The organism is Derxia lacustris (genome assembly GCF_002105195.1).
GTDB classification, from domain to species: domain Bacteria; phylum Pseudomonadota; class Gammaproteobacteria; order Burkholderiales; family Burkholderiaceae_E; genus Derxia; species Derxia lacustris.
Genome location: NZ_MUHU01000014.1, coordinates 53,931 through 76,934, shown reverse-complemented (window position 1 = coordinate 76,934; position 23,004 = coordinate 53,931). Strand labels below are relative to the sequence as shown.

22 protein-coding genes are annotated in these 23,004 nt (G+C 71.9%); 13 read left to right on the top strand and 9 right to left on the bottom strand.

The window, feature by feature from the left end; genetic code table 11:
* Position 1 precedes the first annotated feature (1 nt).
* Positions 2-406 carry a response regulator gene (locus B9P64_RS30250; RefSeq protein WP_085315396.1) on the bottom strand — a complete coding sequence of 135 codons (405 nt, stop codon included), beginning with the start codon at positions 404-406 and terminating at the stop codon, positions 2-4.
* Between the two features lie 236 nt (positions 407-642).
* On the opposite strand from B9P64_RS30250, the gene B9P64_RS30255 reads away from it, so the two are divergent.
* From B9P64_RS30255 to B9P64_RS30270, 4 genes are all read left to right on the top strand, one after another.
* Entirely contained in the window at positions 643-4,542 is a 3,900-nt protein-coding gene (locus B9P64_RS30255) for a PAS domain S-box protein (protein ID WP_176256751.1), read from the top strand.
* Positions 4,543-4,988: 446 nt separating this feature from the next.
* Positions 4,989-5,420, top strand: coding sequence for a TonB-system energizer ExbB (gene exbB / locus B9P64_RS30260; protein ID WP_085315398.1), 432 nt, complete (start codon positions 4,989-4,991; stop codon positions 5,418-5,420).
* Complete coding sequence (locus B9P64_RS30265) at positions 5,410-5,793, top strand: ExbD/TolR family protein (RefSeq protein ID WP_085315399.1); 384 nt, start codon at positions 5,410-5,412, stop codon at positions 5,791-5,793. Before exbB ends, B9P64_RS30265 begins: the two co-directional genes overlap by 11 nt.
* Positions 5,790-6,638: an energy transducer TonB gene (locus tag B9P64_RS30270; RefSeq protein ID WP_139826177.1), complete on the top strand. Its 849-nt coding sequence runs from the start codon at positions 5,790-5,792 to the stop codon at positions 6,636-6,638. The genes B9P64_RS30265 and B9P64_RS30270 overlap by 4 nt, the downstream gene beginning before the upstream one ends.
* Here B9P64_RS30270 and B9P64_RS30275 read toward each other — a convergent pair.
* The 7 genes from B9P64_RS30275 to B9P64_RS30305 form a co-directional block, all read right to left on the bottom strand.
* Entirely contained in the window at positions 6,635-8,344 is a 1,710-nt protein-coding gene (locus B9P64_RS30275) for an FAD-dependent oxidoreductase (protein WP_085315401.1), read from the bottom strand. The two genes, B9P64_RS30270 and B9P64_RS30275, sit on opposite strands and share 4 nt — an antisense overlap.
* Positions 8,341-9,171: a sugar phosphate isomerase/epimerase family protein gene (locus B9P64_RS30280; RefSeq protein ID WP_085315402.1), complete on the bottom strand. Its 831-nt coding sequence runs from the start codon at positions 9,169-9,171 to the stop codon at positions 8,341-8,343. The genes B9P64_RS30275 and B9P64_RS30280 overlap by 4 nt, the downstream gene beginning before the upstream one ends.
* A 15-nt stretch (positions 9,172-9,186) precedes the next feature.
* Positions 9,187-9,798, bottom strand: a complete 612-nt coding sequence (locus tag B9P64_RS30285; protein ID WP_085315403.1) for an NIPSNAP family protein — start codon at positions 9,796-9,798, stop codon at positions 9,187-9,189.
* Between the two features lie 104 nt (positions 9,799-9,902).
* On the bottom strand, positions 9,903-10,736 hold the full coding sequence (locus B9P64_RS30290) for an IclR family transcriptional regulator (RefSeq protein ID WP_085315468.1): 834 nt from the start codon (positions 10,734-10,736) through the stop codon (positions 9,903-9,905).
* Positions 10,737-10,815: 79 nt separating this feature from the next.
* A complete protein-coding gene (locus B9P64_RS30295; protein WP_085315404.1) occupies positions 10,816-11,580 on the bottom strand; it encodes an IclR family transcriptional regulator domain-containing protein in 765 nt (254 codons plus the stop codon).
* A 150-nt stretch (positions 11,581-11,730) separates the two neighbouring features.
* On the bottom strand, positions 11,731-12,690 hold the full coding sequence (locus B9P64_RS30300) for a PDR/VanB family oxidoreductase (RefSeq protein ID WP_085315405.1): 960 nt from the start codon (positions 12,688-12,690) through the stop codon (positions 11,731-11,733).
* Positions 12,687-13,739 carry an aromatic ring-hydroxylating oxygenase subunit alpha gene (locus B9P64_RS30305; RefSeq protein ID WP_085315406.1) on the bottom strand — a complete coding sequence of 351 codons (1,053 nt, stop codon included), beginning with the start codon at positions 13,737-13,739 and terminating at the stop codon, positions 12,687-12,689. The genes B9P64_RS30300 and B9P64_RS30305 overlap by 4 nt, the downstream gene beginning before the upstream one ends.
* Before the next feature lie 164 nt (positions 13,740-13,903).
* On the opposite strand from B9P64_RS30305, the gene B9P64_RS30310 reads away from it, so the two are divergent.
* Positions 13,904-14,398: a MarR family winged helix-turn-helix transcriptional regulator gene (locus B9P64_RS30310; protein WP_085315407.1), complete on the top strand. Its 495-nt coding sequence runs from the start codon at positions 13,904-13,906 to the stop codon at positions 14,396-14,398.
* 19 nt (positions 14,399-14,417) lie between these two features.
* Here the strand turns inward: B9P64_RS30310 and B9P64_RS30315 are convergent, their stop codons facing one another.
* Positions 14,418-15,344: a helix-turn-helix domain-containing protein gene (locus B9P64_RS30315; protein WP_085315408.1), complete on the bottom strand. Its 927-nt coding sequence runs from the start codon at positions 15,342-15,344 to the stop codon at positions 14,418-14,420.
* Between the two features lie 239 nt (positions 15,345-15,583).
* Here B9P64_RS30315 and B9P64_RS30320 point away from each other — a divergent pair, with 239 nt between their 5' ends.
* The 8 genes from B9P64_RS30320 (at position 15,584) to B9P64_RS30355 (ending at position 23,002) form a co-directional block, all read left to right on the top strand.
* Positions 15,584-16,438: an SDR family NAD(P)-dependent oxidoreductase gene (locus B9P64_RS30320; protein WP_085315409.1), complete on the top strand. Its 855-nt coding sequence runs from the start codon at positions 15,584-15,586 to the stop codon at positions 16,436-16,438.
* Between the two features lie 92 nt (positions 16,439-16,530).
* Positions 16,531-18,369: an FAD-dependent oxidoreductase gene (locus B9P64_RS30325; protein ID WP_085315410.1), complete on the top strand. Its 1,839-nt coding sequence runs from the start codon at positions 16,531-16,533 to the stop codon at positions 18,367-18,369.
* Positions 18,359-18,706, top strand: coding sequence for an NIPSNAP family protein (locus B9P64_RS30330; RefSeq protein ID WP_085315411.1), 348 nt, complete (start codon positions 18,359-18,361; stop codon positions 18,704-18,706). Before B9P64_RS30325 ends, B9P64_RS30330 begins: the two co-directional genes overlap by 11 nt.
* On the top strand, positions 18,693-19,565 hold the full coding sequence (locus B9P64_RS30335) for an SDR family NAD(P)-dependent oxidoreductase (protein WP_085315412.1): 873 nt from the start codon (positions 18,693-18,695) through the stop codon (positions 19,563-19,565). Before B9P64_RS30330 ends, B9P64_RS30335 begins: the two co-directional genes overlap by 14 nt.
* Before the next feature lie 63 nt (positions 19,566-19,628).
* On the top strand, positions 19,629-20,480 hold the full coding sequence (locus B9P64_RS30340; RefSeq protein WP_085315413.1) for a branched-chain amino acid ABC transporter permease: 852 nt from the start codon (positions 19,629-19,631) through the stop codon (positions 20,478-20,480).
* 75 nt (positions 20,481-20,555) lie between these two features.
* The gene (locus B9P64_RS30345) at positions 20,556-21,557 is read left to right on the top strand and encodes a branched-chain amino acid ABC transporter permease (protein WP_085315414.1); all 1,002 of its coding nucleotides are present in this window, start codon (positions 20,556-20,558) and stop codon (positions 21,555-21,557) included.
* Positions 21,558-21,584: 27 nt separating this feature from the next.
* On the top strand, positions 21,585-22,304 hold the full coding sequence (locus tag B9P64_RS30350) for an ABC transporter ATP-binding protein (protein ID WP_085315415.1): 720 nt from the start codon (positions 21,585-21,587) through the stop codon (positions 22,302-22,304).
* Entirely contained in the window at positions 22,301-23,002 is a 702-nt protein-coding gene (locus B9P64_RS30355) for an ABC transporter ATP-binding protein (protein ID WP_085315416.1), read from the top strand. Before B9P64_RS30350 ends, B9P64_RS30355 begins: the two co-directional genes overlap by 4 nt.
* Positions 23,003-23,004 lie beyond the last annotated feature (2 nt).

Below are 23,004 nucleotides of genomic sequence, written 5' to 3'. Positions count from 1 at the left end.
TTCAGCCGAGCCGGTCGAGCGCCGCGCGCAGCCCGGCCTCGGGCACCGGCTTGGGCAGCGTGGCCAGGATGTTGAGCCGATGGAAGCGCGCCATCAGCGCCGCCGAGTTGAGCGTGCGGTCGTCGAGACCCGAGGCCAGCACCACGCCGCCGGCATAGCCGAGCGCGCCGAGCTGCTCCATGAACTGGAAGCCGTCGCTGCCCGGCATGCCGAGGTCGCAGACGATGAGATCGGGCCGGGCGCGGCGGCAGGCGGCCAGTCCGGCGATGCCGTTCTCGGCGGTGCTCACGTCGCTCACGCCCAGGTCGCGCAGCATGTCGCCGAGCACGGCCAGCATGAACTTGTCGTCGTCGACCAGCAGCGCGTGCCGGGTTCGCTTGGTGTTGACTGCCAGGGTTGCGCTCATGGGGTCGCCGTCCGTGATGGCTGTAGGTGAATGCCTACAAACCTTGACCTTAGGCGCTGAACGGCATTGGCGACCGAAGGAAAAGAGCGGCTTTGCCGGGGCTAATGCGCCTGGGTCGGCGGCGATGCGCGGCACTGGCGTGGGATGGACTTTCTTATCCGCCAAAGGAGCGCCGGCCGGCGCCCGAAAATGGCCCGACCGATCCCGATCCCGGGGTCGACTCCGGGGAGAGCGCGATGCAGGCAGCGCCGCTGCGCGACGACGAGACCGCGAGCCTGGGCTCGCTGCATGCGCTCGATGTGCTCGACAGCGCGCCCGAGGCCGAATTCGATGCGCTGGTGCGCGCCGCCGCGCTGGCCTGCCAGGTGCCGATCTCGCTCATCAGCCTGATCGATGCCGGGCGCCAGTGGTTCAAGGCCAATCTGGGCCTGCCCGGCGTGCGGGAAACCTCGCGCGATCTGGCCTTCTGCGCCCATGCGGTGCTCGGCGACGAGTTGTTCGAGGTGCCCGACGCCCGGCTCGATGCGCGCTTTGCCGGCAATCCGCTGGTGACCGGCGCGCCGCACATCCGCTTCTATGCCGGCATGCCGCTGCGGCTGGCCGACGGCAGCCGGATCGGCACGCTGTGCGTCATCGACCGCGCGCCGCGCCAGCTCGATGCGACCCAGCGCGAGCTGCTGCGCTGTCTGGCGCGCGCCGCCGCGCTGGCATTGGCGGCGCGGCGCGAGCAGCAGCAGCGCGCGCGCGCCGATCTCATCCTCCAGCACAGCGCCGATGCCATCGTCGGGCTGGCGGCCGACGGCACGGTGCAGCGCTGGAATCCGGCGGCGGCGCGGCTGTTCGGCCATGCCGCCAGCGAGGTGCTGGGCCGGCCGTTCGCCGCGCTCATGCTCAGCGACCGCGCCGGCTGCCTCGTGCCCGCCGCCGACGGCCCGGCCGAGGACCGCTGCTGGCTCGACCGCCACGGCCGGCCGATCTGGGTCGCGGTCACCACCGTGGTCGAGCGCGACGCCGACGGCAGCGTGACCGGCGCCACCAAGTTCGTGCGCGACGTGAGCGCGCGGGTCCAGGCCACGCGCGATCTGCAAGCCAGCGAGGCGCGCTTTCGCGCCTTCGCCGACTGCTCGCCGTTCGGCATCTTCTGCACCGATGCCGAGGGCGACTGCACCTATTCCAATCCGCGCTGGCAGGAGATCCACGGCCTGAGCCTGGCCGAAGGGCTCGGGCGCGGCTGGGCCAGCTCGATGCATCCCGACGATGCCGCGACCGTGGTCGCGGCCTGGCAGGCGAGCGTGGCCGAGCGGCGCGACTACGACCTGGTGCATCGCGTGCGCCACCGCGACGGCGCGGTGCGGGTGGTGCATGCGCGCGCCCGCGCGGTGCTCGACGCGGCCGGCGGCATCGCCGGCTATGTCGGCTCGGTCGAGGACATCAGCCGGCGCCATCAGGCCGAGCAGGCGCTGCTGGAGGAACGCCAGCGGCTTGCCAACATCGTCGAGGGCATGCATGCCGGCACCTGGGAGCGCGACCTCGACAGCGGCGACTGCCGCATCAACGCCATTTACGCCGCCATGCTCGGCCATGACGCGAGCGCCGCCGGCATGGCCGCCGCGCTGGCCGCGCCGATCCATCCGCGCGACCGCGAGCGCGCCGACGCGCTGCTGCAAGCCCACCTGAGCGGCGCGACGCCGGCCTACGAGGCCGAGCTGCGCGTGCGCCACCGCGACCAGCGCTGGGTCTGGGTGCTCGACCGCGGCAAGCTGGTGCAGTCGGGCGGCGACGGCCGCCGGCGGCTGGCCGGCACGCGGCGCGACATCAGCGAGCGCAAGCAGGCCGCCGAGGCGGTGCGCGCCGCGATGCAGGACCGCCAGCGCATCCTCGACGCCATGCCGCTGCTGGTCGCCTACTGGGACCGCCGGCTGCTCAACCGGTTTGCCAACCGCGCCTATGGCCAATGGTTCGGGCTGGCGATGGAGACGCTGCCGGGCCTGCACATCTCGGCGGTGCTGGGCGGCGAGCTGTACGGCCGGCTGCTGCCGGCGCTGACCGCCGCGCTCGGCGGCGCCGAACAGCATCTGGAATGCCCGATCCGGCGCGCCGACGGCGCCATGAGCCAGGCCGACTGCCGCTTTCTGCCCGACCTGCGCGACGGCCGGGTGCATGGCCTGCTGGCGGTCGTGATCGACGTGACCGAGCTGAAGGACGCCCAGCGCGAGCTGGAAAAGCTCAATCTCGCGCTGCGCGCCCGCAGCGAGCAGGCCGAGCAGGCCTGCCATGCCAAGAGCGCCTTCCTGGCCAATGTGAGCCATGAGATCCGCACGCCGATGAACGCGGTGCTCGGCATGCTGGCGCTGCTGCGCCGCACCGAGCTGAATCCGCGCCAGGCCGACTACGCCGCCAAGAGCGAGGGCGCGGCGCGCTCGCTGCTCGGGCTGCTCGACGAGATCCTCGATTTCTCCAAGATCGAGGCCGGCAAGATGACGCTCGATCCGCAGCCGTTCCGCATCGACCGGCTGCTGCGCGATCTGGCCGATCTGGTCGCGGCCATGCTCGGCGGCCGGCCGCTCGACCTGCGCTTCGACATCGATCCGGCGCTGCCGGCGCTGCTGCTCGGCGATGCGCTGCGGCTGCGCCAGGTGCTGACCAATCTGTGCGGCAACGCGGTCAAGTTCACCGCCGCCGGCGCGGTGGTGCTGAGCGTGAGCGTGCTGGCGCGCGACGCCGCCGGCGTGACGCTGGAACTGGCGGTGCGCGATACCGGCATCGGCATCGCGCCCGAGCATCAGACCCGCATCTTCAGCGGCTTTGCCCAGGCCGAGGTGTCGACCACGCGGCGCTATGGCGGCACCGGTCTCGGCCTCGCGATCAGCCAGCGGCTGGTGGCGGCCATGGGCGGCGAGCTCGAGCTCGACAGCGCGCCGGGCGTCGGCAGCCGCTTCCACTTCCGCCTGACGCTGCCGGTGCTGGCCGAGGAAGGCGATCCGGTCGTGGACGCAGTCGCGCCCCGGCCGGCGCCGGTCCGGCTCGGCGGCCTGCGGCTGCTGGTGGTCGAGGACAACCTCAACAACCGGCAGATCGCGCTCGAGCTGCTCGAAGGCGAGGGCGCGACGGTGACGCTGGCCGGCGACGGTCAGCAGGCGCTCGATGCGCTGGCCGCCGACGCCGGCTACGACGCGGTGCTGATGGACTTGCAGATGCCGGTGCTCGACGGCTTCGATGCCACCCGCGCGATCCGCCAGCGGCTCGGCCTGGCCACGCTGCCGATCGTCGCCATGACCGCCAATGCCATGCCCAGCGACCGCGACGCCTGTCTGGCCGCCGGCATGAATGCGCATGTGGGCAAGCCCTTCGACCTGGACGCGCTGGTGCAGCTGCTGCGCCGGCAATGCGGGCGCGCGGCGCCGGGCGATGCGGCCGATGCCGCCGCGCCCGCCGGCACCGGCGCCGCGCCGCCGATGGCAGCCGTCGCGTCCGTCGAAGCCCTGACGTCCATCGCCGCCGCCGCGCCGCCCGATGCCGCGCTCCAGGCCGCCGCCCAGGCCGCCGGCGTCGCGCTGGCGCCGGCGCTGGCCCGGCTCGGCGGCCGGCGCGATGCGCATGCGCGCCTGCTCGCCGGCTTCGTCGAGACGCTGGAAGCGCTGCCGACCCGGCTGCGCCAGGTGGCCGCGACCGGCGGCGCGCCGGCCGCCGCGCGCGAGCTGCATGCGCTCAAGGGGCTGGCCGCCACCGTCGGCGCCGAGGCGCTGGCCGGCGCGGCGGCCGACGCCGAGCGCGCGCTGCACCGGGCGCCGGCCGCCGGCGTCGCCGCCACGCTCGATGACGCGATCGGCATCGTCGTCGCGGCGCTGCCGGCGCTGCATGCGCTCGACCGGGCGCTCGGCGCCGCCGCCCGGCCCGCGCCGCCCGCCGCGAGCCTGCCGCCGGCCCGGCTGCACGCCATGCTGCAAGCGCTGTCGGCCCAGCTGGCCGGCGCCGACATGGCCGCCACCGATTCGGCCGCCGCGCTGCGCCAGGCCTATGGCGCCGCCTGTCCGGCAGCGCTGCCGGCGCTCGACGCCGCCATCGGCCGGCTCGACTTCGCCGCCGCGCTCGGTCATTGCCGGGCGCTGCTCGCGGCCGCGCCGGCCGGCGACTGACCGGCCGGACGCCCGCCGCCGCCTTCTGTCGTCAAGCCGACATTCGCGCTGTAGCAATCAGTACATAGTGAACAAGCGGAATTGCCGGTCCTGCAAAAGGGGCCGGATTTCATTTCATATTCAGTAATGGCATATGTCTTGCTAATTTTTCCGCGTCACGCTGTATTCTTATCTATATACAAGCGGCTGGCCCACGAAACCAAAAATCCCGCATCGATCCCGATCCGTTTGCACGCTGTTGCCGACGCTGCATCCGGCGGTCGGCTGGCGTGATCCGGCCGACATCGGTCAAATAGCCACGCCGATATTGCGCTGCAAAGGACTGCAAACGGCAATCGATGGTCGCTCCGGCAATGGCAGGCGCGCCAATGCCGGCAATTCGCTGGGCGGATCGGCTTATTGCCGCGTTTGCCCCTTGCCGCACCATTTTCCAAAGGAGTTCTGCAATGAATGTTGAATGGCTGTCGCTGGCGATCGACTGGGGCGTGCTCGGTCTGCTGGCCCTGCTCAGCGTGGTGGTCGTGGCCATCGGCATCGAGCGCGCGATGTACTTCCGCGGCGTGGACGTGAACGGCGCCGCCGATGCCAAGGCGCTGGAGCTGGCGCTGACGCGGCGGCTGTTCGTGATCGCCTCGGTGGCCAGCAATGCGCCTTATGTGGGGCTGCTCGGCACGGTGCTCGGGATCATGCTGACCTTCGACCGCATGGGCCACGGCGCGGTGGTCGATACCGGCCAGATCATGAGCGGGCTGGCGCTGGCGCTGAAGGCCACTGCGGCCGGTCTGGTGGTGGCGCTGGTCGCGGTGTCGCTCTACAACGCGCTGCTGCGCAAGACCAATGTGCTGCTGCTCGAATGGGAGATCGCCCATGCGCGATAAATCCTTCGAGAGCCTGAACATGGTGCCGTTCATCGACATCATGCTGGTGCTGCTGACCATCGTGCTCACCACCTCCAGCTTCATCGCGAGCGGGCGCATTCCGGTCAATCTGCCCAAGGCCAGCGCCAGCAACGACGAGGCGCGGCCGGCCGAGACCATCGAGATCGACGCGCAGGGCAAGCTGTTTCACGGCGGCGCCGAGGTGGATTCGGCCACGCTGCGCAGCCAGCTCGCGGCGCTGCCGCGCGACACGCCGGTGCTGCTGCGCGCCGACCGGGCGGTGGCGCTGCAAGGCTTCATCGACGTGGCCGATCTGCTCAAGCAGCTCGGCTTTGCCAAGGTGGCGGTACAGACCGAGACGGGGCATTCATGAACGAGATCGCATCCGGCCTGCGGCCACCCTGGCGACGCGGCGGCCCCGGCCCGGCCGCGCGGCTGCGCCGCCCGGTCGTGCGCTTCACCTTCGCCCAGGGGCTCGGCGTCTCGCTGCTGCTGCACGGCATGCTGCTGTCGCCCTGGCTGCTGCATCGGCCGACGCCCGAGCCGGCGTCGCAGCGGCTGACGATGGAGCTGTTCGGCATGGTCGGCACGCGCCAGGTCGCGGCGCGCACGGCGGCCAGTGCCGCCGCGCCGGCCGAAGGTGCGCCGCCGGCGCCGGCCGCGAGCCAGCAGCCGCGCCCGGCGCCGGCACCGCGTCCGGCGCCGACCGAGCGGCCCGATCCCGCCGCGCGGCGCGACACGCCACCCGATCCACGCCAATGGCGCACCGCCAATGACGGCCCGGTCGCGGCACCGGCGCCAGCGGCAGCCCCGGCCGCCGCGGCGAGCGCCTCGGCCAGCGCGGCGCCGCCGGCGCCAGCAGCGCAGGCTGGCGCGATGTCGGTCGAGGCGCGCGCGGCCGAGACGGTGAAGGCCCAGCCCGAGCCCGATGTGGGCGCGCTGCGGCGCTATGTGGCCGCGCTCACGCGGGCGATCCAGTCGCGGCTGGTCTATCCGGCCGAGGCGCGCCGCGCCGGGCTGGTCGGCACGACGGCGGTGCGCTTTGTCGTGACCGAGAGCGGCGAGATCCAGCCCGGCTCGCTGGCCGTGCATCGCGGCAGCGGCTCGGCCCTGCTCGACGACAACGCGCTGCGTGCGGCCCAGGCCAGCGCGCCGTTCGACCGGCCGCCGCGCCGCATGGAGGTGGTGCTCGACGTGGTGTTTGCCGAGGACCGCTAGCCCGCGACCCCGGCCGCATGCCGCGCGGCCACATAGCCAAAGGTCATCGCCGGCCCGAGGTTGATGCCGCCCGACGGATAGAAGCCGCCCATCACGCTGGCCATGTCGGTGCCGGCCGCGTAGAGCCCGGCAATCGGCTGGCCGCGCTCGTCGAGCACCTGGGCCGCGCCGTTGGTCCTGAGCCCGGCAAAGGTGCCGAAGCAGCCGGGCCGCACTTTCACCGCATAGAACGGCCCGTGCTCGATCGGCGCGACGCAGGGATTGGGGCCGGCGTGCAGCGCATCGCCCTGCTTGCGGTTGTAGGGCGTGGAGCCGCGACCGAATTGCGGATCGCTGCCGTGGCGCGCATGCGCGTTGAACTCGCGCACCGTGCGCGCCAGCCCGTCCGGATCGATGCCGCAGCGCTCGGCCAGCGCGGTGATGGACGCCGCGCGTTGCAGATAGCCGCTGTGCACGAAGGGCTGGACCGGCACCGGAAACGGCCGCGAATGGCCGAGCCCGTAACGGCGCTGGAAGCGGTGATCGCAGATGAGCCAGGACGCGACTTCCTCGCCCGCCGGCGCGGCCGCCACCATCGCCGCCGTGTAGTCGTAATAGCCGTCGGCCTCGTTGACGAAGCGCCGGCCGTTGGACAGCACGCCGATGATCCCGGGCTTGGCGCGGTCGATGATGTGCGGGAAATGGCCGCTGCTGCCGTCGGCATGCCGCACCAGCGAGACCGGCGCCCAGGCCACCGGCGAGGCCAGATCGGTGGCGAGCCGGCCGCCGGCCGATTCACCCAGGCCGATGCCGTCGCCCGAGCAGCTTTCCGGCGGCAGCGCCAGATGCTCGCGGCCGCTCGGCGTGCGCGGGAACAGCGTGCGCCGTCGTGCGATGTCGTTGGGAAAGCCGCCGGCCGCCAGCACCACGCCGCGCGCCGCGCGGATCTGGATCGGGCCGTGGGCGCCGGCGACGACCGCGCCGGTCACCGCGCCCGCGGCGCCGAACAGCAGCCGCTCGGCCGGCGCCGATTCAATGAAGCGCACGCCGAGCTTGTCGGCCGATTTCGCGAGCCGGCCGACCAGCGCCACGCCGTTGACCAGATGCATCGCGCGGCCATGCAGCGCCAGATCGCGCAGATGGCGCACGAAGCGCCCGACCACATGCGCGAACGACTTGAACGAGCGCGTCATCGTGAGAAAGGCGGTGAGATCGGCGCCGGCCATGATCGGCATGCCCATGAACGAGGTCTCGCGCATGGTCGGGCGCAGCCGGTGCAGCAGCGGGCCGAGCTCGCGCGCGTTGTAGGGCGCGGCGATCACCTGATGGCCCTGTATGCCGGCGCCGGGCGTGTTGCCGTGCACGTCGGGAATGCCGTTGCCGTCGGCGAATTGCAGCTCGGTATTGCGCTCGAAGAACGCGACCATCGGGCCGCAGTTGTCGAGGAAGGCGTCGATGCGCTCGGGGTCGTAGCGCTCGCCGAGTTCATGGCGCAGATAGGTGCGCGGCTGCTGCGGGTCTTCGTCGATGCCGGCGCGTTTTGCCAGCGGATTGCCCGGCACCCACATCCAGCCGCCCGACCAGGCGGTCGCGCCGCCGAGCCTGGCGTCCTTCTCGACGACGATCACCTTCAGCCCGTGCCATGCGGCGGTGACGGCCGCCGACAGACCGGCCGCGCCCGAGCCGACGACGAGCAGATCGCAGTCGAGGGTTTGCGGCGGGCTCATGCGGCGGCCTTCAGATCGATGCCGGCCAGCATCCGCTCGGTCGCGATGCGCAGCCGCGTCGCGCGCTCGACCGCGCCGACGGTCCGGGCCAGCGCCTGCTGCGGAATCTCGACGCTCAGCGCGCTCGGCGCCTCGCCGACGGCACGCAGGATGCCGACCAGATCGATGCCGCCTTCGCCGGGCGGCAGCCGTTCGGCGCGGCCCTGGAACAGCAGCTCTTCGAGCGTCTCGGGCCGCTTCGCGGGCGCGTCGCAGAACTGCACATAGCCGAGGCGCGCCGGCGATGCGAGCGCGATCTGGTCGGCGGTGTTGAGCGCGCGGTCGAAATGGATCGGATCGATCAGCAGCCCGGCCTCGGGCATGCCGGTGGCCTCGACGATGCGCAGGCCCTGCACGAAGTCCCTGCAATCGGTCCAGGGCATCGGCTCAAGGTGCGGCCGGATGCCGTAGCGCCGGGCCAGCTCGCAGGTGGCGGCGAGGTTGGCGGTGAGCCGCGCCTCGTCCGGATCGTTGCCGGCGATGAGCGCGAAGCGCGCGCCGAGTTCGGCGCCGGTCGCGAACACCGGCTCGAAGTCGGCGACCACCGTCTCGGGCTTGAGCCGCAGGATTTCGATGTCGGAGGTGGTGATGCCGGTATCGGCCAGCACGCGCTTCATCTCGCGCACGGTGGGCGTGTCGCCGACGGTGTCGTGGGCCGGCTCGGTCGGCGTGGCCGGCACCAGTCGCAGGCCGATGTGGGCATAACCGGCGTCGGCGGCGCAGCGGATCATCGCGACCGGATCGAGTTCGAGCACGGTCAGCGCGGCGAGGGAGAGCGGAAGCTTCATTGCCAATGCTCCTTCTCAGCGCAGCGGCGAAAACGCGGCCGGCAGGCCGATGGTGGAAGTCATGTGCGTGAGATTGGCCGGCCCGCCAACCGGCGGCCAGACGCCGCTGGCGACGGCTTCGGCGCGGATGCGGCTGCGCTCGTCGACGCTCTTGTACGGCCAGATGTTGAGGAAGCGCGGCGATTCGCCGTCGAGCGCGTAGAAGGCGCCCACCAGCGGCGACAGCGCGCCGCGCGCCGGCATCGCCTGTTCCCAGGCGTCGATGGTGGCGCCGAGCGCGCCGTACTTGATGCCGTAGCTGCGCAGCTCGTAGACCGGGCCGCGCGCGCCGGTCTCCACTTCGGGCAGCCACGGGAAGCGCACGTAGGTTCCGGTTTCCAGCTTTTCGAGCCAGTCGGCGCAGCCGAGCGGATCGGGCGCGGCGAGCAGGCGCTGGCGCGCCTCGACCAGCGCATTGGCATCGTCGAAGCGGCGAAAGATCAGGATCTGGTTCAGCGCGCCGATGTCGGCATTCCACACGCCGAGCAGCTCGCCGCCGGCGGTCTTGAGATGTTCTTCGATGGCCGGCAGCGCCTTGCCTTGGGTGGCGACGCGGACGGTGAGGGTGGTGAGGTCGTAGATGCTCATGAGCGGCAGGAGTGAGAGGAAAAAACGGGCGCACGGCCCCGATCCGCAGGCCGGGCGGCCTGCGGCGGGACGGGCGTTGGTGACGGAAGGCGGGAGCGCCGCGCTCAGGCGCGCAGCAGGCTCGGCAGCGGTGGCGCGGGCAGTTGCACGTCGAGCCGCTTGAAGTAGTCGGACGACAGGCTGGCCAGCCCGATCTCGCGCGCGGCGTTGATGACCTCGGGCGCGATGCGCTGCATGCGCTCGGCATCGAGCCGGGCGGTCGGGCCGGCCACGCTCAGCGTGCCGAGCACGGCCTGGGTGTTGGGATGGCGCACCGCGACCGTCAGCGCGGCCAGGCCCAGCGTGGAGCAGTCGCTGACCGTGGCATAGCCGAGCGTGCGCGCGAGCCGCAGCCGCTCAAGCAGCTGCTCGATGGTTCGCGGTGCGTTGGGGCCGATGTCGGGCGCCTGGTTGAAGCCCTGGCGCGCGACCAGCATCAGCGCATCCTCGTCGCTCATGGTGGCGAGCCAGGCATGGCCGGTGGCGGTGCTGGTGAGCGGCGCGACCTGGCCCATGTCGGGGTCGTAGCGCAGGCCGCCGCGCGCGCCTTGCGCCTTGGCCACCCATACCTGACGGTCGCCGTCGGTCACGCCCAGTCGCGCCAGCTCGCCGGTGCTGGCGGCCAGCCGGTCGAGGATGGGCTGGGCCACATCGACCACGCCGCTGGCGGCCAGCAGGTTGAAGGCCAGCGTGACGAGGCGGGTGCTCAGGTAGTAGCGCAGGCTGGCGGCGTCCTGCCGCACATGGCCGAGCTCGGCCAGCTCGGCGAGCAGGCGGTGGGTCGCGCTCTTGGGAATGTCGAGCCGGTCGGCGATGTCCTGCAAGGGCAGGCCGGCGCCTTCGGTCGACAGCAGTTCGACGATCCCGAAGGCGCGCCCGAGTTGGGTCTGACTGGCCATCTGCATGCTCCTGTATCGACATGATCTCGTTCGATATAGGAACTCAGTTCCAGAATTGACGCAAGTCTTGAAACGACGCTCAGATGGCGTTGAGCAGCGAATGCGCGCCTTCGAGCAGGATCGGCAGCACCCGTTCCACGGTCTGTTCGGTGCTCTCCTTGCTCATCACCAGACTCACGCTGAGCGCGCCGACCACCTCGCCGACGCGGTTGCGCAGCGATACCGCGATGCCGCGCACGTTCTGCTCCATCTGCTGTTCGAGCAGGGCATAGCCGGTCACGCGCGCGCGGTCGATGGCCTGGCGCACGCTGGTCCGGTCGATCATGGTGAAGGGCGTGAACGGGTGGAAGGTCTGGCGCGCGAGCCAGGCGTCGACCTGCTCGGACGACTGGGTCGAGAGCATCGCGATGCCGGCCGACGATACCGACGCCGGCACCCGCGCGCCGAGCACGAAGCCCACGTTCTGCACCCGGTTCACGCCGTTGCGCGCCACGTAGACCACATCGTCGCCGTCGAGCACGGCGCAATAGGCGGCCTCGCCGACCAGCCCGGTGATGCGTTGCAGATAGGGCTGGACGGTGCGCGGCAGCCGGGCCGATTCCAGATAGCTCCAGCCCAGCCGCAGCACGCGCGGCGTGAGCCAGAACAGCTTGCCGTCGCTGGCCGCATAGCCCAGATGCACGAGCGTGAGCAGATAGCGCCGCGCGGCGGTGCGGGTGAGGCCGGCGCGCTCGGCGGCCTGGGTGGCGGTGAGGCGCGGATTGGCGTGGTCGAAGGCGGTGATGACGGCGAGGCCGTATTCGAGGCCGGCGATCCAGTCGCGCTTGTTGAGGTCGGTGGGCATCGGTGGGCAGGAACGGGCAGGGCGGCGGCGCCGGCCCAACTGCCGGCGCCGCCACCGCGCGGAATCGAGGCCGCATGATGCGCGATCAGCGCGCGTCCGGGCGCATTGGCCCGGTTGGGCGCGGGCCTGTTCCGACCGGCGGCGCGGCGTTCAGAGATCGATGACGAGCCGGGCGCTGCGGGCGCGCGAGCAGCAGGGCGTGAACTGGTCGTTCATCGCGTGTTCCTCGTCCGTCAGATAGAGGTCGCGGTGATCGGGCTCGCCGGCCAGCACGCGCGTCAGGCAGGTGCCGCACACGCCCTGTTCGCAGGACAGCATCACCTCGATGCCGGCTGCGCCGAGCGCCTGGGCCACGGTCCGGTCGGCCGGCACCGTGACCACGCGGCCGCTGCGCGCGAGTTCCACTTCGAACGCCCGGTCGCCTGCCTGCGCGGCCACCTCGGCACCAAAGAATTCGTAGTGCAGCCGGTCCTCGGGCCAGCCGGCGGCGCGCGCCGTGCCGAGCACCGCATCCATGAAGCCGCGCGGGCCGCAGACGTAGAGATGCGTGCCGGCATCGGGCCCGGCGAGCAGTTCGGCGAGGTCGGCGCGCTGCTCGGGCGGGCCGTCGTCGGCATGCAGCGCCACCCGCGCGGCGAAGGGCGCGGCGGCGATGCGTTCGCGGAAGGCCATGCGTTCGAGCGAGCGGCCGAAGTAGTGCATGCGGAAGTCGGCGCCGCGCTGCGTCAGCGCCTCGGCCATGGCCAGGATCGGCGTGACGCCGATGCCGCCGGCCAGCAGCAGGCTGCGCGCCGCGCCGGCAGCGAGCGGGAAGTGGTTGCGCGGCGCGCCGATGGTGAGCGTCGCGCCTTCGGCCACGAGCTCATGCAGCGCCTGCGAGCCGCCGCGCGAGGCAGGATCGCGCAGCACGCCGATCAGGTAGCGGTGGGTCTCGCCGGGCGGGTTGCACAGCGAGTACTGGCGCACCAGGCCATTGGGCAGATGCACGTCGATGTGCGCGCCGGCCTCGAAGGGCGGGAGGCTGGCGCCGGCCGCCGGCAGCAGCTCGAAGGAGCAGATGTCGGCCGCCTCGCTGCGCCTGCGTGCCACGCGCACCGTGAGCGTCGTCATGCCGGCACTCCGGCGCGGGCGGCCGCCTCGTCGGCCAGCATGCGGTCGAGCACGCGGCGCGCCTGCACGCCGCCGGCGTCGATGTTGAGCTTGAGCAGCGCGCGCTCGGGCCAGGCCAGCAGGTTGCGCTGCTGCGATTCGAGCATCTGCAAGTCCTCGGCAAAGATCGCGCCCTGGTTCTGCCGGATGCTGTCGGTGAGTGCCGCGTCGCCGGCCTGGAAGTGGCGCGCCAGGCCCCAGAAGTACCAGTGCGAGGTGGCGGTCTCGGGCGTGATGAAGTCGACCACGATGCCGTCGGCCTTGACCTCGGCCGGCGCGTCGAAGCCGCCCTTGCCGGCATGCGCCACGCCCACGTCGATCAGCACATGGCTGGGCGGAAAGAAGCGGCACTTCTGCCAGCGGTCGACCGGGATGTCGTCGCGCAGGCCGTTGGCGCGCAGCGCGGCCTGCCAGAACGGCGGCGGCATCACGCCATGCATGTCGCGCTCGGTGACGACCAGATTGCCGTCGACGCGTGTGGCCGGCGCGGCCTCGTCGATCTCCTTCTGGCCGATGCTGGTGGCGTGCACATAGGTCTCGTGCGTGAGGTCCATCAGGTTGTCGATCATCAGCCGGTAGTCGCACTGCACGTTGTAGATGCCGCCGCCATAGGCCCAGTCGGGCCGGTCGGCCCAGGGCAGGCGGTGGATGGTTTCCGGGTCGGCCAGTGCCGCGTCGCCGGGCCAGATCCAGATGAAGCCGTAGCGCTCCTCGACCGCAAAGCTGCGCACCGCCGGAAAGCCGCGCACCCGCTGGCCGGGCATGGCCACGGTGCGGCCGTCGCAGCCCATTTCCAGACCGTGATAGCCGCATTGCAGCCGGCCGCCGCAGACCTTGCCGAGCGACATCGGCGCGCCGCGATGCGGGCAGAAATCCTCCACCGCCGCGACCTTGCCGTCGGGCCCGCGAAAGAAGGCGATGCGCTCGCCGCAGATGGTGCGGCCAAGCGGCTTGTCGGCGGGCAGTTCGGCGGGCGTGCAGGCCACGTACCAGGCGTTCATCGGGAACATGTCGGCGTCTCTCCGGGTAGTCATTCAGTGCACGGAATGATGACTTGCGCGACCGGCTCGAAGCTCTCGGTGATTTCCCGAAGAGGCAGGCGGAATGCGGCTTTGGCGGGCCGGCGCTGCTGCGGTGCAGAATCGCCGGCTTCCCATCACCGGCAGCCCTCGCCATGTCAGATCAGCCGACCGACGCGCTCTCGATCGACCTTTACGACCAGCCCGGCCATCTGATCCGGCGCGCGCAGCAGATTGCGGTGTCGGTGTTCCACGAGACGGTCGGGCGCGACGTGACGCCGGTGCAGTACGCGATCCTGCGCATGCTCCAGGAGCGGCCCGGCATCGATCAGGTGACGCTGGCGCAGGAGGTGGCGCTCGACACCTCGACCGCCGCCGAGATCGCGGCGCGGCTCGAAGCCAAGGGCTGGATCGTGCGCGAGCTGCTGGCGCGCCGGCAGCGCCGGCTGGTGCTCACGCCCGAGGGCAGCGCGCTGCTGGCCGAGCTGGTGCCCGGCGTGCACGAGATGCAGGAGCGGCTGATGGGCAGCCTGGAGGACGACGAGCGGCGCGAGTTTTTGCGGCTGCTGCGCAAGTTCGTGCATCTCAACAACGAGCAGAGCCGGGCGCCGTTGCGGCGCAGCGAAGCCGGGCCGGCCGCGAGCGAATGACGACCGGCGCGGCGCGCCGTCAGGCCTCGGCCAGCCGGCGCCGGCCGTGCAGGCGGAATTCGGTCGGCCGCAGCCCGGTCTGCTTGCGGAAGAAGCGGCCGAAGTAGGCCTCGTCCTCGAAGCCGAGCTGGGCCGCGATCTGCTTGACGCTGAGCGACGAGTAGATCAGCTCGCGCTGGGCTTCATGCACCACGCGGCGGTTGATGACATCGAGCGACGACATGCCGAGCAGCTCGCGGCACAGGCGGGTGAGCTGGCCGGCGGTCACGCCCATCGCGGTGGCATAGGCGTCCACGCCCTTGCGCTCGCGAAAGCCCGCATCGACCAGCGCGCGGAAGCGCTCGATCTGCGCCGCCTTGCGCGAGCGCGCGCCGCCGTCGGCCGGGGCGAGCGCGCCGATGCGCGCGATCTGCACGAACAGCGCGGTCATCAGCGCCATGCCGGCGGCCACCTGCCCGGGCGCATGCACCTGGGCTTCGCGCGCGATGGCGTCGAACAGCGGCATCAGCGCATCGGCATGGCGCGAGCCGGCATCGACCGCGATCACGGCAGGCCGGCGCAGCGTGTCGAGCAACTCGGGCGCGGCGGTGCCGGCGAGCGATTCGAGCGGGCGCTGGGCCACGGTGACGACCGGCCCGTCGACATCGCGCGAGAAGTGAAAGCCATGCACCGAGCGCGCCGGCGCGACGATGAGCGTGCCCGGCTGCACCGGCCATTTGCGGCCGTCGATGAAGGCTTCGCCGCCGCCGCTGCGCACGAACAGCACCTGGATCATCGAGTCGTGCACATGCGGCTTGATCTCCCAGTTGAAGGCGCTGGAGCGCTCGGTGATGCGCTCGAAATGCACGATGGCCTGCCAGTCGGGATCGGCCGCCACGCCGTAGAGCGCGAAGTTGGGAACCTGCCGGGCGGGCGCCGGCGGTTGCGGGTTTTCAGCAGGTCGCATGCACGAATTGTCCTGTTCTTGGCTGGATTTGTCGATTTACCGACCGGCTCGCCTGACCGGATGATCGCCTCCCATTGCAGCAGCACATTCACCGGGAGACAGGACTTGAACATGCATGCACTGAGGCTTTCTCGCAGGCTCGGCCAGAGGCTGGCCGCAACCGAGGGTATGCCCGAATCGTCTGGTGTTGCCGGCGCCGTGGCCTGCGGGTTTTCCCGCGCCGGCGAGCGGGGCCGGGCATGAGTGCGGCGCTGCTGTCGGTGGTGGCCGAGGCCGACTGGCTCGGGCTGGCCGGCCGCACGATCGTGGTGACCGGCGCGGCCAGCGGCATCGGCGCGGCGGTGGCCGAGGGCGCGGCCCGGGCCGGCGCACGGGTCGCGCTGCTCGACCGCGACGCGGCCGGCGCCGAGCGGCTGGCGGCAGCGCTTGCGGCGCGCGGTCACCGGGCGCTGGCGCTGCAATGCGACATCTCGGACGAGGCCGGCGTGCTCGCCGCGGCGGCCCGCGTCGAGGCCGAACTCGGGCCGGCGGACGGGCTGGTCAACAACGCCGGCCTGCTGCGCGCCGGCGCGCTCGGCGAGGTGTCGCTGGCCGACTGGAATGCGGTGCTCGGCGTCAACCTCACCGGCTATCTGCTCTGCTCGCGCAGCTTTGGCGCGCAGATGACGGCGCGCGGCCGCGGCAGCATCGTCAACGTGGCATCGATCGCAGGCTGCCATCCGCAGACCCGCAGCGGCGCCTACAGCGCGAGCAAGGCCGGCGTGCTGCTGCTGTCGCGCCAGATGGCGGCCGAATGGGGCCCGGCCGGCGTGCGCAGCAATGCCATCTGCCCCGGAATGATCCGCACCGCGCTGTCCGAAAAGTTCTACGAGCAGCCGGGGCTGGAGCAGCGCCGCGCGGCCATCACCGCCAGCCGGCGCATCGGCCGGCCCGACGACATCGCCGAGGTCGCGCTGTTCCTGCTCAGCGACCGCGCCGGCTATGTCAACGGCGCCGAGCTGATGGTCGACGGCGGCATGAGCGCCATGCTCATGGACCTGGTGCCGCGCCCCGGCTTCAACGACAGCGCCGAACGCGCCCCGGCCGCCGCCTGACGCGGCGCCGACCTCAAACCCATCCCACGCCCCCGCTCCGGCAGCGCGTCTGCGCCGCCGGCAGGGGAGCGCTTTGCCCGGAGGAAACAGGCATGGCCAATCTCACCGACAGCAGCCTTGGGCGCCCGCTCGACTGCGACCTGCTCGTGATCGGCGCCGGCGCCGGCGGCCTCTCGACCGCCATCGTCGCCAAGAAGCACGGCCTCGACGTGATCGTCATCGAGAAGGATCGCCACTTCGGCGGCACCACCGCGTTCTCGGGCGGCGTGCTGTGGATTCCGGGCAATCCGGTCTCGGCCCGCAGCGGCGTGCGCGACAGCCGCGAAGCCGCGCTCACCTATCTGAAGAACGAAACCGGCGCGTACTACGACGCGGCGGCGGTCGAGGCCTTCCTCGATGCCGGGCCCGAAATGGTCGACTGGTTCGAGCGCGAGACCGAGGTGAAATTCATCCCCACGCTCTATCCCGACTACCACCCGACCGTGCCCGGCGGCGTCGACATCGGCCGCTCGATCCTGGCCGCGCCCTACGACATCCGCAATCTCGGCGCCGACATGGACCGGCTGCGTCCGCCGCTCCAGACCATCACCTTCATCGGGATGATGTTCAACTCGTCGAACGCGGATCTGAAGCACTTCTTCAACGCGACGAAGTCGCTGAAGTCGGCCATCTACGTCGCGAAGCGGCTGGCGGCGCATCTGAAGGAATTGGCGCTGTACCGGCGCGGCGTGCAGGTGACGAGCGGCAATGCGCTCGCGGCGCGGCTGGCCAAATCGGCGCTCGCGCTCGGCATTCCCATCCTCACCGGCACGCCGGCGCGCGAGCTGATCGTGGCCGATGGCCGCGTGACTGGCGCACTGGCGCGCGGCCCGAACGGCGACTTGCGCATCGGCGCGCGGCGCGGCGTGGTGCTGGCCAGCGGCGGCTTCTCGCACGACGTGCAGCGGTTGCGGCGCGCCTATCCGCATGTACGGCGCGGCGGCGAGCATCTGTCGCCGGTGCCCGAAGCCAATACCGGCGACGGCGCGCGGCTGGCCGAGCAGGCCGGCGGCAGGGTCGACATCCGGCTCAAGGATGCGGCGGCCTGGATGCCGGTGTCGCGCGTGCCGCTGGCGGGCGGGCGCTTCGGCGTGTTCCCGCATCTGCTCGACCGCTACAAGCCCGGGATCATCGGCGTGACGCGGCAGGGCAAGCGCTTCTGCAACGAGAGCGAGAGCTATCACGACGTGGGTGCCGCGATGATCGAGGCCTGCCGGCACGAGGCCGAGACCGCGATGTGGCTCATCTGCGATCACGCCACGATCCGCAAGTACGGCCTGGGCTTTGCCAAGCCGGCGCCGGTGCCGCTGGCCGGGCTGATCGCCAAGGGCTATCTGACCAGGGGCGCGACGCTGGCCGAACTGGGCGCCAAGGCCGGCATCGACGGCGCGGCGCTGGAAGCCACGGTGCGCGAGTACAACCTGGGCGCGGCGCAGGGCGAGGACCGCCAGTTCGGGCGCGGCAGCACGGCGTTCAACCGCTATCTGGCCGATCCGGCCAACCGGCCCAACCCCTGCGTGGCCCCGGTCGGCGCCGGCCCCTACTACGCGCTCAAGGTCGTGATGGGCGACCTCGGCAGCTTCGACGGCATCCGCACCGACACCGTGGGCCGGGTGCTGCACGACGACGGCAGCGCCATCGCCGGCCTGTACGCGGTGGGCAACGACCGCGCCAGCATGATGGGCGGCAACTATCCCGGCGCCGGCATCACGCTCGGGCCGATCATGACCTTCGGCTATCTGACGGCGCGGCACATCGCCGGCGTGCCGGAGCGCGCGGCGCCGGCGGCCCGGGTGCAGTCGCTGGCCGATGCGGCGCTCGCCGGCGCGGCCGCCAGCGCGCTCGATGCCACTGCCGCGCGGTCGGCGCAGGGGGCCGGCAATGTCGCCTAAGCCGCTCGTCGATCACCGCATCTACACCATCGTGCCGCGCCGCATGGCCGAGTTCATCGACGTGTTCGACCGGCTCGCGATGCCGATCCTGCTCGAATGCCTCGGCCATCCGCTCGGCTTTCACACCAGCCTGGTCGGGCCGCAGAACCAGTTCGTGCATCTGTGGGGCTATGACGATCTGGCCGACTTCGAGCGGCGCAGCGCACGGCGCGATGCGCATCCCGATTTCCCGGCCTATCTGCAGGCGTCGGCGCATCTGATCGTGGCGCAGGAGACGCGGCTGATCCGCGCCCTGACCCTGCCGAGCGTGAAAGGCTGGCGCGATGGACGGGCTTGATCCGGCGCCGGCAGCGGCCGGCTGCGCGCAGGACTTCGCGGGGCTGGTCGCGCTCGTGACCGGCGGCGCCGCCGGCATCGGCTGGGCCACGGCGCAAAGGCTTGCGGCTGGCGGCGCCAGCGTGGTCATCGCCGATCTCGACGGCGCGGCGGCCGAGGCGCGCGCCGCCGGGCTGGGCGCGGGGAAGGGCGCGCGCCACGCCGCCCATGCGCTCGACGTGAGCGAGCCGGCGCAGGCCGCCGCCGTGGTCGCCCGCCTGCTGCGCGACTACGGCCGGCTCGACGTGCTCATCAACAACGCCGGTCTGCCCGAGGCGCCGGCCGCCACGCTCGACCAGGAGCTCGCCGCCTTCGAGCGCGTGCTGAAGGTGAATCTGCAAGGCAGCTTCGTCATGTGCCGCGAGGCCGGCCGCGCGATGCTGGCGGCGCGCGGTGGCGCCATCGTCAACCTCGCGTCGATCGCCGGGCTGGCCGGCATCCCTACGCGCAATGCCTATGGCGCGGCCAAGGCCGGCGTGGTCGCGCTGACGCGTTCGCTGGCCTGCGAATGGGCGCATGCGGGCATCCGCGTGAACGCCGTCGCGCCCGGCTATGTGCGCACCGCGCTCGTGGCCCGGCTCGAAGCGGCGGGCGGCATCGACAGCGCCGCCATCGCCGGCCGCACGCCGCTCGGCCGGCTCGCCGGGCCCGGGGAGATTGCCGAGGCCATCGCCTTCCTCGCCTCGCCGCGCGCCAGCTACATCACCGGCGCGACGCTCGCGGTGGACGGCGGCTGGCTCGCGCTCGGCGCGCCCGATTCGGCGCTGGCCGCATTGCGCGCCGATCCGCCATCCGCCGCAGGGGAGGCCGCCAACCGCTGACGTTTCACCCATCACGACGCCGCAGCAGCGGCGCATGCCAACCCCTCGGAGGAGACAACCCCGATGTTCACGATCAACCTGTTCAACGGCCTGGTGTACGGAGCGCTGCTCATCATCATGTCGTCGGGCCTGGCGCTCATCTACGGGCTGCGGCGCGTGGTCAATTTCGCGCACGGCTCGCTCTACATGCTGGGCGCCTATCTGGGCTACAGCATCGCGACCCAGACCAGTTTCTGGGTCGCGCTCATCGCCGCGCCGCTGGTCATGGCGGCGGTCGGCGCGCTGCTCGACCGCTATGCCTTCCGGCTGCTGCAGGACCGCGATCCGCTCACGGTCGTCCTCGTCACCTTCGGCCTGCTGCTGGTCATCGAGGACTTCGTGCAGACCGTCTGGGGCAAGGACAACCTCTCGGTGCCGGCGCCCGATCTGCTCAGCGTGTCGGTCGACCTGTTCGGCACGCCGGTGCCGGCCTACCGCATGGCGGTGGTGGCGGTGGGCGCGGCGGTCGCGCTGGGACTGGTGGGCTGGTTGCGCTTCTCGCGTGCCGGGCTGTTCGTGCGCGCCGCCAGTACCGATCCGACCACCACCGCGATGCAGGGCGTGAATACCGACGCGCTCAGCGCCACGGTGGTCGCGCTGGGCACGGCGCTGGCCGGGCTGGCCGGCGTGGTGGCCGCGCCCTTCCTGTCGCTGTCGCCGGCCATGAGCAGCGATGTGCTGATCGACTCCTTCGTGGTGGTGGTGATCGGCGGGCTCGGCAGCCTCATCGGCGCCTTCGTGGCGGCGGTGCTGCTGGGCCAGGTGCAGTCGCTCGGCGCGGTCTATCTGCCCGACGCGGCGGCGGTGATTCCGTTCGCGCTGATGGTGGCCATCCTGCTCTGGCGCCCGTCGGGTCTGGCCGGCAACCGCACCTGAGGCCGCCGCTCATGTCGCTTCTCCGTTCCCGGCGCGCGCTGGCGCGCCACTCCCTTCGCATCTGAGGACGCCCCCATGTCGATCACCCGCATTTCCGCCGGCGTCGTCGCGGCGCTCGTGGCCGGTGCCGCGCTCGGCGGCAGCCTGTCGTCGGGCACCGCGCTGTCGCTGCTCACCCAGGCCAGCATCCACGCCATCTTCGCGCTCGGCGTCGGCCTGCTGCTGCGCCAGAACGGCATGGTCAGCTTCGGCCATGCCGCGTTCTTCGGCGGTGCCGGCTATGCCGTCGCCATCCTGCTGGAGCAGCAGGGCTTGCCGGCCGAGGCCGCCGTGCTGCTCGCCGTGCTCGGCATCGCCGGCTTCGCCTTCGTGCTGGCGCTGGTCGCGGTGCGCGTGCCGGGCATTGCCTTCGGCATGCTCACGCTGGCGGTCGGCCAGATGTTCTATCTGGTCGCATCGCGCACCCGTGGCCTCACGGGCGGCGCCGACGGCATGAACGTGAACTGGCCGGCCACGCTGTTCGGCATCGAGACCGCGCGGCTGCTTCAGCCCGGCATGCTGTTCCTCGTGTGCTGGACCGCGCTGGTGCTGCTGACCGGCGTGCTCGCGCTGCTGGCGCGCAGCCGCTTCGGCGCCGTGACCGAAGCCATCCGCGACAACGAGGAGCGCGCGCGTTTCATCGGCATCCGCACGCTGCTGCCGCGCGCGGCGGTGTTCGCGCTGTCGGCCGGCGTCACCGCCGTGGCCGGCGTGCTGGCGGCGCTCAACACCGGCTTCGTGTCGCCCGAGGGGCTGCACTGGAGCGTGTCGGGCGCGGCGCTGATGATGGTCATCGTGGGCGGCAGCCGCACGCTCTGGGGGCCGGCGCTCGGCGCGGTCGTCTATTTCCTGGCGCGCGACTTTCTCGGCGACTACGCCAGCCACTGGATGGCGGTGTTCGGCGTCGCGCTGATCGCGGTCATCGTCTTCTCGCCCGAGGGCATTGCCGGCGCGCTGCAACGCCTGCTGGCGCGGCGCCGCCCGGCGCCGGTGGCCGCGCTCGACAACGGCGCCGCCAGCGCCTCGGCCTCGCACTGATCCCGCCGCAACCCAAGGAGAACTTCCATGAGCGAAACCGCGCTCCAGGCCGATGGCCTGACCATCCAGTACGGCGGCGTGCGTGCCGTCGACGGCGTCTCCCTCACGCTCAAGCGGGGCGAGATTCGCGGGCTGATCGGCCCCAACGGCGCCGGCAAGTCGACCGTGATCGACGCCATCTCGGGCCGGCGCCGCGCCACCTCGGGCCGCGTCACGCTGCGCGGCGAGGACGTGTCGGCGCTCGACATCGTGCAGCGCCGCGCGCGCGGCCTGTCGCGCTCGTTCCAGCGCACCAGCATCTTTGCCCGCATGGGCGTGCGCGCGCAGGTCGAGCTGGCGGCGCATCGCATGGGCTCCGCCGACCCCGGCGCCGACGCGGCCGAGGTGCTCGGCGAACTCGAACTCGACGCGCTCGGCGACGCGGTCGCGGGCGATCTCGGTTATGGCGAGCAGCGCCGGCTCGATCTGGCGCTGGCGCTGGTCGGCAATCCGGCGGTGCTGCTGCTCGACGAGCCGATGGCCGGACTGTCGGTGAAGGAATCGCAGGATCTGGCGCGCCATCTGCGCCGCCTGACCGGCCGGCGCGAGGTGTCGGTGCTGCTGGTCGAGCATGACGTGGACGTGGTGTTCGGCATCTCGCATGCGGTCACGGTGCTGGAGCTGGGCAAGGTGATCGCGAGCGGCGATCCGGCCACGGTGCGCGCCGACCGCCGGGTGCGCGAGGCCTATCTGGGGAGCGCGGCATGACGACGGCATTGCTCGAACTCGATCGCGTCGATGCCTGCTACGGCGCGGCGCATGTGCTGCACCGGCTGAGCCTGAGCGTGCTGCCCGGCGAGCGCGTGGCGCTGATCGGCCGCAACGGCGTGGGCAAGACCACGGTCGTCAACACCGTGCTCGGACTGGCCGCGCTGCGCGGCGGGCGGGTGCGCATCGGCCGGCGCGAGCCGGCGCGGCCCCGGCCCTACATGGCCGCCAACGAGGGCGTGGCGGTGGTACCGCAGGGCCGCTGCATCGTCGCCAACCTGACGGTGGAGGAGAACCTGCTGCTCGGCTCGGCGGTGCGGCGCAAGGGGCCGTGGCAGCTCGACTCGGTGTACGCGCTGTTCCCGATCCTGCGCGAGCGCGCCCACACGCCGGGCACGGCGCTGTCGGGCGGCCAGCAGCAGATGCTCGCCATCGGCCGCGCGCTCATGGCCAACCCGGCGCTCATCCTGCTCGACGAGCCGACCGAGGGCCTGGCGCCGGTCATCGTCGACCAGCTCGCCGACATCCTCAATCGCGTGGCCGACCAGGGCACGGCGCTGCTGCTGATCGAGCAGAACCTGAGCCTGGTGATGCGCGTCGCGCGGCGCTACTACGCGCTGGCCAAGGGCGCGGTCGTGGCCGACGGCGAGGTCGCGCATGAAAGCCTCGACGCCTTGCAGCGCCACGTCATGGTCTGACG

Coding starts and splice junctions, on each gene's coding strand:
- B9P64_RS30250 (WP_085315396.1), bottom strand. CDS start 406: ATGAGCGCAACCCTGGCAGTCAACACCAAGCGAACCCGGCACGCGCTG.
- B9P64_RS30255 (WP_176256751.1), top strand. CDS start 643: ATGCAGGCAGCGCCGCTGCGCGACGACGAGACCGCGAGCCTGGGCTCG.
- exbB (WP_085315398.1), top strand. CDS start 4,989: ATGAATGTTGAATGGCTGTCGCTGGCGATCGACTGGGGCGTGCTCGGT.
- B9P64_RS30265 (WP_085315399.1), top strand. CDS start 5,410: ATGCGCGATAAATCCTTCGAGAGCCTGAACATGGTGCCGTTCATCGAC.
- B9P64_RS30270 (WP_139826177.1), top strand. CDS start 5,790: ATGAACGAGATCGCATCCGGCCTGCGGCCACCCTGGCGACGCGGCGGC.
- B9P64_RS30275 (WP_085315401.1), bottom strand. CDS start 8,344: ATGAGCCCGCCGCAAACCCTCGACTGCGATCTGCTCGTCGTCGGCTCG.
- B9P64_RS30280 (WP_085315402.1), bottom strand. CDS start 9,171: ATGAAGCTTCCGCTCTCCCTCGCCGCGCTGACCGTGCTCGAACTCGAT.
- B9P64_RS30285 (WP_085315403.1), bottom strand. CDS start 9,798: ATGAGCATCTACGACCTCACCACCCTCACCGTCCGCGTCGCCACCCAA.
- B9P64_RS30290 (WP_085315468.1), bottom strand. CDS start 10,736: ATGGCCAGTCAGACCCAACTCGGGCGCGCCTTCGGGATCGTCGAACTG.
- B9P64_RS30295 (WP_085315404.1), bottom strand. CDS start 11,580: ATGCCCACCGACCTCAACAAGCGCGACTGGATCGCCGGCCTCGAATAC.
- B9P64_RS30300 (WP_085315405.1), bottom strand. CDS start 12,690: ATGACGACGCTCACGGTGCGCGTGGCACGCAGGCGCAGCGAGGCGGCC.
- B9P64_RS30305 (WP_085315406.1), bottom strand. CDS start 13,739: ATGTTCCCGATGAACGCCTGGTACGTGGCCTGCACGCCCGCCGAACTG.
- B9P64_RS30310 (WP_085315407.1), top strand. CDS start 13,904: ATGTCAGATCAGCCGACCGACGCGCTCTCGATCGACCTTTACGACCAG.
- B9P64_RS30315 (WP_085315408.1), bottom strand. CDS start 15,344: ATGCGACCTGCTGAAAACCCGCAACCGCCGGCGCCCGCCCGGCAGGTT.
- B9P64_RS30320 (WP_085315409.1), top strand. CDS start 15,584: ATGAGTGCGGCGCTGCTGTCGGTGGTGGCCGAGGCCGACTGGCTCGGG.
- B9P64_RS30325 (WP_085315410.1), top strand. CDS start 16,531: ATGGCCAATCTCACCGACAGCAGCCTTGGGCGCCCGCTCGACTGCGAC.
- B9P64_RS30330 (WP_085315411.1), top strand. CDS start 18,359: ATGTCGCCTAAGCCGCTCGTCGATCACCGCATCTACACCATCGTGCCG.
- B9P64_RS30335 (WP_085315412.1), top strand. CDS start 18,693: ATGGACGGGCTTGATCCGGCGCCGGCAGCGGCCGGCTGCGCGCAGGAC.
- B9P64_RS30340 (WP_085315413.1), top strand. CDS start 19,629: ATGTTCACGATCAACCTGTTCAACGGCCTGGTGTACGGAGCGCTGCTC.
- B9P64_RS30345 (WP_085315414.1), top strand. CDS start 20,556: ATGTCGATCACCCGCATTTCCGCCGGCGTCGTCGCGGCGCTCGTGGCC.
- B9P64_RS30350 (WP_085315415.1), top strand. CDS start 21,585: ATGAGCGAAACCGCGCTCCAGGCCGATGGCCTGACCATCCAGTACGGC.
- B9P64_RS30355 (WP_085315416.1), top strand. CDS start 22,301: ATGACGACGGCATTGCTCGAACTCGATCGCGTCGATGCCTGCTACGGC.